This is a genomic window from Pseudomonas brassicae (assembly GCF_010671725.1).
Taxonomy (GTDB): Bacteria; Pseudomonadota; Gammaproteobacteria; order Pseudomonadales; family Pseudomonadaceae; genus Aquipseudomonas; species Aquipseudomonas brassicae.
In genome coordinates this window covers 1-9,277 of record NZ_JAAHBU010000424.1, presented here as the reverse complement: position 1 = coordinate 9,277, position 9,277 = coordinate 1, and the positions used below count along the sequence as shown (strand labels likewise).

8 protein-coding genes are annotated in these 9,277 nt (G+C 64.4%); 7 read left to right on the top strand and 1 reads right to left on the bottom strand.

From position 1 onward, the window contains the following. Positions 1–180: 180 nt before the first annotated feature. From G3436_RS23455 to G3436_RS23440, 4 genes are all read left to right on the top strand, one after another. Positions 181–2,970, top strand: coding sequence for an Ig-like domain-containing protein (locus tag G3436_RS23455; RefSeq protein ID WP_163950076.1), 2,790 nt, complete (start codon positions 181–183; stop codon positions 2,968–2,970). A gap of 2 nt (positions 2,971–2,972) precedes the next feature. Continuing rightward, complete coding sequence (locus G3436_RS23450; RefSeq protein ID WP_163950073.1) at positions 2,973–5,189, top strand: Ig-like domain-containing protein; 2,217 nt, start codon at positions 2,973–2,975, stop codon at positions 5,187–5,189. After that, positions 5,171–5,512 carry a hypothetical protein gene (locus G3436_RS23445; protein ID WP_163950071.1) on the top strand — a complete coding sequence of 114 codons (342 nt, stop codon included), beginning with the start codon at positions 5,171–5,173 and terminating at the stop codon, positions 5,510–5,512. Before G3436_RS23450 ends, G3436_RS23445 begins: the two co-directional genes overlap by 19 nt. A gap of 112 nt (positions 5,513–5,624) precedes the next feature. Next, positions 5,625–7,037, top strand: a complete 1,413-nt coding sequence (locus G3436_RS23440; RefSeq protein WP_420801248.1) for a TolC family protein — start codon at positions 5,625–5,627, stop codon at positions 7,035–7,037. 132 nt (positions 7,038–7,169) lie between these two features. Here the strand turns inward: G3436_RS23440 and G3436_RS23435 are convergent, their stop codons facing one another. Further along, the gene (locus G3436_RS23435; protein ID WP_163950068.1) at positions 7,170–7,838 is read right to left on the bottom strand and encodes an HAD family hydrolase; all 669 of its coding nucleotides are present in this window, start codon (positions 7,836–7,838) and stop codon (positions 7,170–7,172) included. A gap of 90 nt (positions 7,839–7,928) precedes the next feature. On the opposite strand from G3436_RS23435, the gene lexA reads away from it, so the two are divergent. From lexA to G3436_RS29095, 3 genes are all read left to right on the top strand, one after another. After that, positions 7,929–8,546: a transcriptional repressor LexA gene (gene lexA, locus G3436_RS23430; RefSeq protein WP_178116583.1), complete on the top strand. Its 618-nt coding sequence runs from the start codon at positions 7,929–7,931 to the stop codon at positions 8,544–8,546. After that, on the top strand, positions 8,546–9,163 hold the full coding sequence (imuA, locus tag G3436_RS23425) for a translesion DNA synthesis-associated protein ImuA (RefSeq protein ID WP_163950061.1): 618 nt from the start codon (positions 8,546–8,548) through the stop codon (positions 9,161–9,163). The genes lexA and imuA overlap by 1 nt, the downstream gene beginning before the upstream one ends. A gap of 6 nt (positions 9,164–9,169) precedes the next feature. Beyond that, positions 9,170–9,277: hypothetical protein (locus tag G3436_RS29095; protein WP_420801249.1), on the top strand; the 108-nt coding region annotated here is incomplete at its 3' end.

The window sequence follows — 9,277 nt, the reverse complement described above, 5'->3', positions numbered from 1 at the left end:
GATGGCGACACCGATTTGCTGGTGGCAGCCGTCAACGCTCACGCAACTCGACCTGTACCGCAACAACAACGGTGTGTTCTCCGCCGAGACGATCCCCGGCGGCCCGCAATTCGGCAACCGTACCATCGTTGGCGATTCAACGGCGATGGCGACCTGGATCTCTTCGCCAGTTCGCTCAACGTGGCCGGCTCGGTCTACTGGCAGAGCGGCAGTTCGCCCAAGCTGCTCAGTTCCACCCCGGGTGACGACACCCTGAACGTTGCCCCCGCCGCGAACATCGTGCTGACCTTCGACCGTGCCGTCATTCAGGGCTCCGGCACTATCCAGATCGTGCGCCTCAGCGACGGTCAGATCACCACCATTTCTGCTTCCGAGGTCCAGGTGAGCGGCTCCGGCACTATCTGGACCATCAACCCGTCGAGCAACCTCGAGCCGGGCACCGCCTATGCCGTGCGCATTTCGCCAAAAGCGTTCATTGCCACCGATGGCAAGGCCTACGAGGGTATCGCCAACAACACGACGCTGAACTTCACCACCTCCAGCGTACTGGCGCCGGTGATCGGCAACCTCAATGGCGACAGCGTCACCTACGTCGAAGACAGCGCTTATGTACTGCTCGACGCTTCCGGTAACGCGACGGTCAGCGACGCCGACTCGGCCAACTTCAACGGTGGCAAGCTGACCGTGCAGATCACCAGCGGTCGGGTCAATGGCGAAGACGTGTTGTTCATTCGTGATCAGGGTGCTGGTGCCAACCAGATCGCCATTTCCAGCGCGTCGATCATGTACAACGGCCTGGTGATCGGCACCTTCACCGGCGGCAGCAACGGCATCCCGCTGGTGGTCACCTTCACCAGCAACGCCAACGCGACCACGGTCGCTGCCCTGGTACAGAACCTGGCGTACCGCAACGCCAACACCGTCGAGCCATCGACCGCCTCGCGCAGCGTCTCGATCAGCATGGATGACGGCGCTGGCGGTTCCAGCGCGGTCAGTGTGGTCGCCCTTTCCGTGCAGTCGGTCAACGATGCACCGGTGGTCAACGTCACCGCCACCCACCCGACCTACACCGAGAACACCTCGGCGGTGCAACTGTTCAACGGCGCGACGATCAATACCGTCGAGCCCGGCCAGAAAGTCACCCAGATGACCTTCACCGTCACCACCGTGTACAACGGCGCTGCCGAGAAGCTGGTGATCGACGGCAGCGACGTGACCCTGACCAACGGCACCAGCGTGGTCACCACCAACAACGGCACGGTGGTCACGGTCTCGGTGATCAGCGGCATTGCCAGCGTCACCCTCACCAGCAGCAGCGGCCTGGACGCCGCGACGGCGCAGACCCTCCTCAACACCATGGCCTACCGCAACGACAGCGAAAGCCCGAACACCAGCAACCGCGTGGTGACCCTGAGCTCCGTGAGCGACAACGGCGGGTCGGCCAATGGTGGCGTGCCTACCGCAGCCATCGGTATCTTCAGCACGGTGACAGTGGTCGGCATCAACGATGCACCGGTCCTCTCCGGTGGGCCGTACAGCCTCCCGAGCACCAACGAGGACACCACTGGCACTGGCACGCGGGTCTCGACCCTGTTGACCAACTACACCATGGTGGACGCAGACGTCGGCGCCTTGCGCGGTATCGCGGTGTATGGCAAGTCCGGCAACGGCACTTGGCAGTACTCTACTGACAACGCCACCTGGACCGACTTCGGCGCCGTCTCCAGTACCAGTGCGTTGTTGCTCGCCTCCACCACCTATTTGCGCTATGTCCCCGATGGCGCCAACGGCGAGACGGCCAGCCTCAACTTCCGTGGCTGGGACCAGACCAGTGGTACCGCTTCTCTCAACGGTGTTCGCGGCGTTTCCGATACCACCAGCAACGGAGGGACGACGGCCTTCTCCGCGGGCACTGCGGTGGCCAACCAGGTAGTCACCTCGGTCAACGATGCGCCGGTGCTGACGGGCGTGTCGCCGGCCCTGAACGGGATCACCGAGACCGCCATCAACAACGGCGGCAGTACCGTCCTCTCGCTGCTGGGCGGTGTCACCGACATCGACAATTCCGCGGTCAAGGGCATGGCGATCACCGGCCTGACCGCCACCTACGGCAAGTGGCAGTACAGCCTCGACGCTGGCGTCACCTGGGGCGACGTGGGTATCGTCTCCACCAGCTCCGCGCTGATCCTCACCGCGCAGAACCTGGTGCGTTTCGTACCGGACTCCCTCCATGGCGAGACGGCAACCATCACCTACAAGGCCTGGGACCAGAGCAGCAACGCCGGCCTGCAGGGCGTCAAGGTCAATGTCACCACCTCCGGCGGCACGTCGGCCTATTCCACCGCCACCGACACCGCCAGCGTCGTGGTCACCGCTGCCAACGATGCGCCGACCCTCACCGGCAGTGGCGGCAGCGCGGCCTGGACCGAAGGCAACACCACCCCGTCGATCCCGGTGGTCGTCGATAGCGGTTTGACCATTACCGATACCGACGGCCCGGGCATTGCCTCGGCTACCGCGCGCATCTCGGGCAACTACAGTAACGGCCAGGACGTTCTGGCGCTGGTGTCCAACCCGGCGACCATGGGCAATATCATCGGGACGTGGGACGCTGCCACCGGCACCCTGACCCTGACCTCCGCCGGCAACCAGGCGAGCATGGCGCAGTTCCAGGCAGCGCTGCGCGCGGTGACCTTCAACAACCTCTCGGACACCCCCTCGGTCCTGACCCGCACTGTGCAGTTCCAGGTCAACGACGGCAACCTGGATTCTTCAGTGGTCACGGGTACCGTCACCCTCGCCGACGTGGACGACACACCGGTGATCAATGCACCGGCGAGCACCCAGGTGCTCGAGGACGTTGCCTCGGTGATCAATCAGATCAGCATCAGCGACCCGGACTCGGTCAACGTCTACATGACCCTGAGCGTCACCTCCGGCACCCTTTCCGCCACCAGCGCGCCGGCGTGAGCGTGGGTGGTACCTCCAGTTCCATGAGCCTGAGCGGTAGCATCGCCGCGGTCAATGCGTTCATCGCCAACAACCGCGTGACCTACACCACGGCGGCCAATGCCAGCGCCGACGCGACCCTGACGATCCTGGTCAACACCGGCAGCGTCAGTAACGACACCCAGACCATCACCCTGTCGGTCATCCCGGTGAACGATGCGCCGGTGGTCAGCGTGCCGGTGAGCATTACCGTCATCGAAGACCTGGGCTCGCCCCTGACCGGCATCAGTTTCAGTGACGTGGATGCAGGCAGCGGTTTGGTCAGCGCGACGTTTTCGGTACCCAGCGGCACCCTCAGCGCCGTTTCCGGCAGCGGCGTCACGGTACAGGACTCGGGTACCGCCACGCTCACGCTGTCCGGCACCCTGAGCGATATCAACGCGTTCATTGCCGCCGCCAGCGTGAAGTTCCAGACCGCACGCGACAACACCAGCAGCGTGCTGCTGACGGTATCGATCAACGACCACGGCAATACCGGCGGCAGTGCGCAGAGCGATAGCAAGACCGTGATCATCAACGTCACGGCGGTAAACGACGCACCGGTCAACGCGGTGCCGGGCGACCAGAGCGTGAAACAGGGCGCTGTCCTGACCTTCAGCAGCGCCAATGGCAACCTGGTCAGCATCAGCGATGTGGACGCCGGTAGCGGGTCGCTGGTCGTTACCCTGACCTCCACCAACGGGCTGATCAGCCTGTCCAGTACTGCCGGGTTGGCTTTCCACAATGGCAATGTACCGGGCAGTCTCGTGCTGGAGTTCGAGGGCACCCTGGCCCAGATCAATGCGGCACTGAACGGCATGACCTTCACCCCGACGCCGGGTTACAACGGTGCAGCGAGCTTCACCATCACCAGCAACGACCAGGGCTCCAGCGGCAGTGGCGGGGCGCAGAGCGACACCGACGCGATCAACATCACGGTACAGCCGCTGAACCCGTCCGTGACCAATGTCAGCGTGCTGCAAGGCGACGGCGCCTACAAGCTGGGCGACCTCATCACCGTCGTCGTCACCTTCGACCAGGCCGTGAACGTGGCGGGCGGCGTGCCGAGCCTGCTGCTGGAAACCGGCCTGGTCGATCGCCTGGCGACCTATGCCGGTGGTTCGGGCTCCAGCGTGCTGACGTTCACCTACCGGGTGCAGGCCGGTGACGTCAGTGCCGACCTCGACTACCAGAGCAGCGCAGCGCTGCAATTGAATGGCGCGACCATCAGGAGCGTGGGCAGCGAGGATGCCGTGCTGACCCTGCCCGGCATCGGTAGTGCCGACTCGATCGCCGGCCAGAAGGATATTGTCATCGACGGCGTGGTGCCCAAGGTCGGTAGCGTCAACGTGCCGGCAGACGGTACCTATGTCGCCGGGCAGCACCTGGACTTCACCGTCAACCTCAATGAGGCGGTGCTGGTCGGCACCGCCAATGGCGTACCGCGCCTGGCCGTTACCCTGGGCGATGGCAGCGTGGTCTATGCCGACTACCTGTCGGGTTCGGGCAGCACCGCGCTGGTGTTCCGCCTGACGGTCGGCAGTGGGCGCTCGGGCGCGCTGAGCGTCGGTTCGAGCCTGGACCTCAATGGCGGTACCTTGCGCGATGCACACGGCAATGACGCACGCACGCAACTGAGCAACGTCGACAGCACCGCCGGTATCGTGGTCGATGCCAAGCCGCCGCGGCCTACCGGCATCGTCCTTGATGGCCCGGTTGCGCCGGGCGCCACGAGCCTGAGTTTCACCTTGAGTTTCGACGAGGCGGTCAGCGGCGTCGACGTCGGCGACTTCAGCCTGATCGCCACCGGCGGTGCCAGCGGCAAGCTACTGTCGGTGGTGCGGATCGACGCACAGACCTATCGCATCAACGTGGGCGCTGTCACGGGGGAGGGTAGCCTGAGCCTGGGGCTCAACGCCCAGGGCAGTGGTATCAGCGACAAGGCGGGCAACGCCCTGGCGATATCGCTCATGGGGCCTGCGCAGAGCGTCGGTACGCCAGGCGTACGCACCCAGGATGCCGGCGATCCGGAGTTCCGCATCAGTGCGCCCGCGGCCCGGGCGGAGCAGGCCAGCCCATTGATACCGCCGCAGGTATCGGCGCGCCGCTGGATGCCAGCCTCTCGCCGCTGTCCATGGCGCCGCTGTTCGAAACCCGTACGCTGGGTAGCGGTTTTACGCCGTTGGGTACGATTTTCCTGAACAACGTTGTCAGTGCGCCAAGTTTCATTGCCCAGGTGTTCACCAGCAGCGGCAATGACGTCGGCGGCGCCGAAGGCGGCGTGTTTGGCAGCAGCAGTTTCGCGTCGATCTTCAATCGTGAAGGGGTGCAGTACGTTGATCCTTTGAATGTGTTCAACGGCAGCCAGTGGCGTGCCAGCGACATCGAACAGGGGCTTCGCGGGGTATTCGGCGCGCCCACACTCGGCCAGCAACTCAACCAGATCAACGAAGCCGACCAGCGCCATGTGCGCGAGTTGGCCTTGGCATTGGCGCAACCGACACAGAGCGGAGCGCGTGCATGAAAGGCAGCACACACTTGACAGATAGCGCCGTACCAGGGGGCGGCCCAAGGATGAACAAAAGCCATAAAGTGTTCGGTGCCAGCTTGCTGCACTGGCGATCAGCGGGTGTGCAGTGACCAGTCAGCCCATCGAGCGCAGCGCCAGCGAAGACCGAGCGCGCAGCGATCTGGTCAGCATGTTCAAGGAGCAGGAGCCGCTGACCGAGCCGTTGACCTTGCACCAGGCCATGGCCCGTGCGGTCAAGTACAACCTTGAGGCACGCCTCAAGGTGATGGAGGAGGCGCTGGCCAAGCGTCAGGTCGACCTGGCGCGGTTCGACATGCTGCCGCGCATGGCCTTGGAGGCCGGTTATGCCGGGCGCAACAACGCCAGTGCCTCCAGCAGCCAGAGTGTCGATACCGGTACCCAGTCGCTGGAGCCTTCGACCTCCCAGGACCGTGACCGCGAAGTGGCCGACCTGACCATGGTGTGGAACGTGCTGGACTTTGGTGTCAGCTACGTCAGCGCCAAGCAGCAGGCCGATCAGCGCCTGATCTTGCAAGAGCGTCGGCGCAAGGTGATCCACACCATCACCCAGGACGTGCGTTCGGCGTATTGGCGGGCGGTGGCGGCGCAGCGCCTGTTGACGCAGATCGACAGCCTGATGGGGCGGATTGCCCAGGCGCGGGACAACAGCCAGCGCATGAGTGCTCAGCGCATCGGTGACCCGGTGCAGGCCCTCAGCTACCAGCGCGCATTGATCGAAGCCACCCGCCAGCTTGAAGAGCAGCGGCGTGCCTTGTCGCTGGCCAAGACCGAATTGGCGGCGCTGATCAACCTGCCATTGAGCACCGCGTTCGAACTGGCGCCTGAAACCGGTTATGGCGTGCCGCAGTTCAAGGGTGATTTTGCCCAGCTTGAGCAGCAGGCCCTGGCCAGTCGCCCGGAACTGCGCGAGCAGGATTACCAGGCGCGCATCAGTGCTGCCGAAACCCGCAAGGCGATGTTGCGCCTGTTGCCGGGCCTGGAGTTTTCGGCGGGCGGGCACTATGACAGCAACTCGTTCCTGGTCAACCAGAGCTGGGCGGATTATGGCGTCAAGGTAACCTGGAACCTGTTCAACGTGTTGTCGGCGCCGAGTGCCATCAAGGTGGCCAAGGCGGGTGAAGACGTAGCGTCGGCGCGGCGTCAGGCCATGTCGATGGCGGTGCTGGCGCAGTTGTATGTGGCCAACGCCAACTTCAATGAAGCGACCCGCCAGTTCCGTACCAGCGAAGAGCTGGCGACCTTGGATGGGCAGATTGCCGAGCAGTTGCGCAACCGTTACCAGACCCAGAATATTGGTGAGCTGGAGTTGATTCAGGGGGAGTTGAACAACCTGCAGACGCAGTTGCGTCGTGACTTGTCGTATGCCGAATTGCGCAATGCGTATGCGCAGTTGTATGTGAGTACGGGGACGGATTTGTTGCCCGATACCTTGGCGGACAACAAATTGGCGACCATTGCGGCGGCGTTGCAGAGTAGCGAGGCGAACTGGGCGCGGTGAGGGGGGCGCACCATGACCTGAAGCCAAGCACCAAGGCTGAAAACGCCGATCTGTCAGGTCATGGTACGTTGCAGCTCCCACATTTGTTGCAACGTGCCATGGCCTGTGGGATAGGCGTTGTCAGCCTTGTTTTTACCCCCGCATCACCCCCAACATCCCTTCAATCAATTCCCACAACCGCGCATCCTCAAAATCCGCCACCACCAACCGCGCCCCCGCCTCCAGCAACACCTGCGGTGACTGGCTGGTGGACAGGCCCACCGTGAAAATCCCAGCACGGCTCGCCGCTGTCACGCCCGGCACCGAATCTTCAAAAGCCAAGGCGTTCTGCGCAAGGGCTCCCAGGCACTCCAGACCCGTCAGGTAGGGCAGGGGATCCGGCTTGGCACGCGCCAACTCTTCAGCCACCAGCACATGCTCGAAACGCGACGCCAATCCCATGGCCTGCAGCATGTGCACGGCATTGGCACGCGGCGCATTGGTTACCACCGCCACGCCGATAGCCTGCTGCTTGGCATGCGTGAGCAAGCGTTCCAGCCCAGGTGTAGGCCGCAAGGTCGGCGAAAGCGCACGAAAACGCGCCTCCTTGCGATCAGCGAAGGCTTCATGCTCGGCCACCGAACGCTGCGGGAACAGGTAGCGGCACATGTCGGCATTGGCACAACCACTGACGTGCGCGTCGAATTCAGCCTCGGTAAATACCCGACCCTCCTCCAGCAACAGCTGTTGCAACGCCAGCAGGTGCAGTTTGTCGGTGTCGGTCAGGGTTCCATCAAGGTCGAACAGCAAGGCATCAAGCATGGGCAGGGTTCCATTCCAGAAGCAGGCCATCATAACCAATTTGCCCCACCGATCAGTGGGGCTGGTCAAAGAAACCACAAAGGAGTACAAATGTACTCCATGAACAGATTATCGCCCAAACGCGCCGCCATCCTGACCTTCATCCGCGACCGCATCGCGCAGCAAGGGCAGCCACCGAGCCTCGCCGACATCGCCCAGGCCTTCGGTTTTGCCTCGCGCAGCGTGGCGCGCAAGCATATCCAGGCCCTCTGCGAGGCCGGCTTCATCGAGGTCACGCCCAACCAGGCGCGCGGTATTCGCCTGGCCGGTGCCCTGCGCCGCCCCGAGGTACTGGAGATCCCGGTGCTCGGCCAGGTGGCTGCCGGCCGCCCGATCGGCCCCGATGCAGACATCCACGAGCAACTGATGCTTGATGCGCATCTGTTCACGCGTACCCCGACCTATCTGCTCAAGGTGCGCGGCGACTCGATGATCGACGACGGCATCTTCGACGGCGACCTGGTGGGCATACACCAGCAGGCCGATGCCCGCGACGGGCAGATCGTGGTCGCCCGGCTCGACGGCGAGGTCACCATCAAGCGCTTTCAGCGCGCCGCCGGGCACTATCGCCTGTTACCACGCAACCCGGCCTATGCCCCGATCGAGGTCGGCCCCGAGCGCGACTTCGTTATCGAAGGGGTGTTCTGCGGCCTGTTGAGGCGCGATTGATGGGCGCGGTGGTCAGCCTCGACGGGCTGCTCGACGAGCGCCGGGTGTGGAAGGGGCGCCCGCTTGTTCAGCCACAGGGCCTGCAGCCCACCGGGCATGCCGCGCTGGATGCGGTACTGCCCGGTGGCGGCTGGCCGCCGTCGGCGCTCAGCGAGGTGCTGCTGGCTGCCGAGGGCGGTGGCGAGTTGCATCTGCTGTGGCCAAGCCTGGCCCGTTTGACCGCTCAGGGTGAGCGGGTGGTGCTGGTGGCCCCACCGCATATTCCTTATCCCCCTGCCTGGCTGGCCGCCGGTGTCGACCTGCGCTGCCTGTCGTTGCTCGAGGCCTCGCCTGCCGACGCACTGTGGGCGGTCGAGCAATGCCTGCGCTCAGGCAGTTGTGGCGCCGTGCTGTGCTGGCCGCAACAGGCTGATGATCGTGCCTTGCGCCGCTTGCAGGTGGCCGCCGAAACCGGCCAGACCCTGGCCTTTGCCTGTCGCCCGCAGCAGGCTGCACTGAACCCGTCGCCTGCGGCGCTGCGCATTGCCGTCGACCTGCACCCGGCGCAGTGGCGGGTACTCAAGTGTCGCGGCGGGCTGGCCCCCAGTGCGCCGGTGCGCATGGCCGGGCGAGGGTGATGGGCGATGCAGTGGGCCTGTATCCTGCTGCCGCAACTGGCACTCGACAGTGTGTTGCGTGGGCGCGACGACGCCCAGGCGCCACTGGTTCTGCGTCAGCGGCCCGGCCCAGCC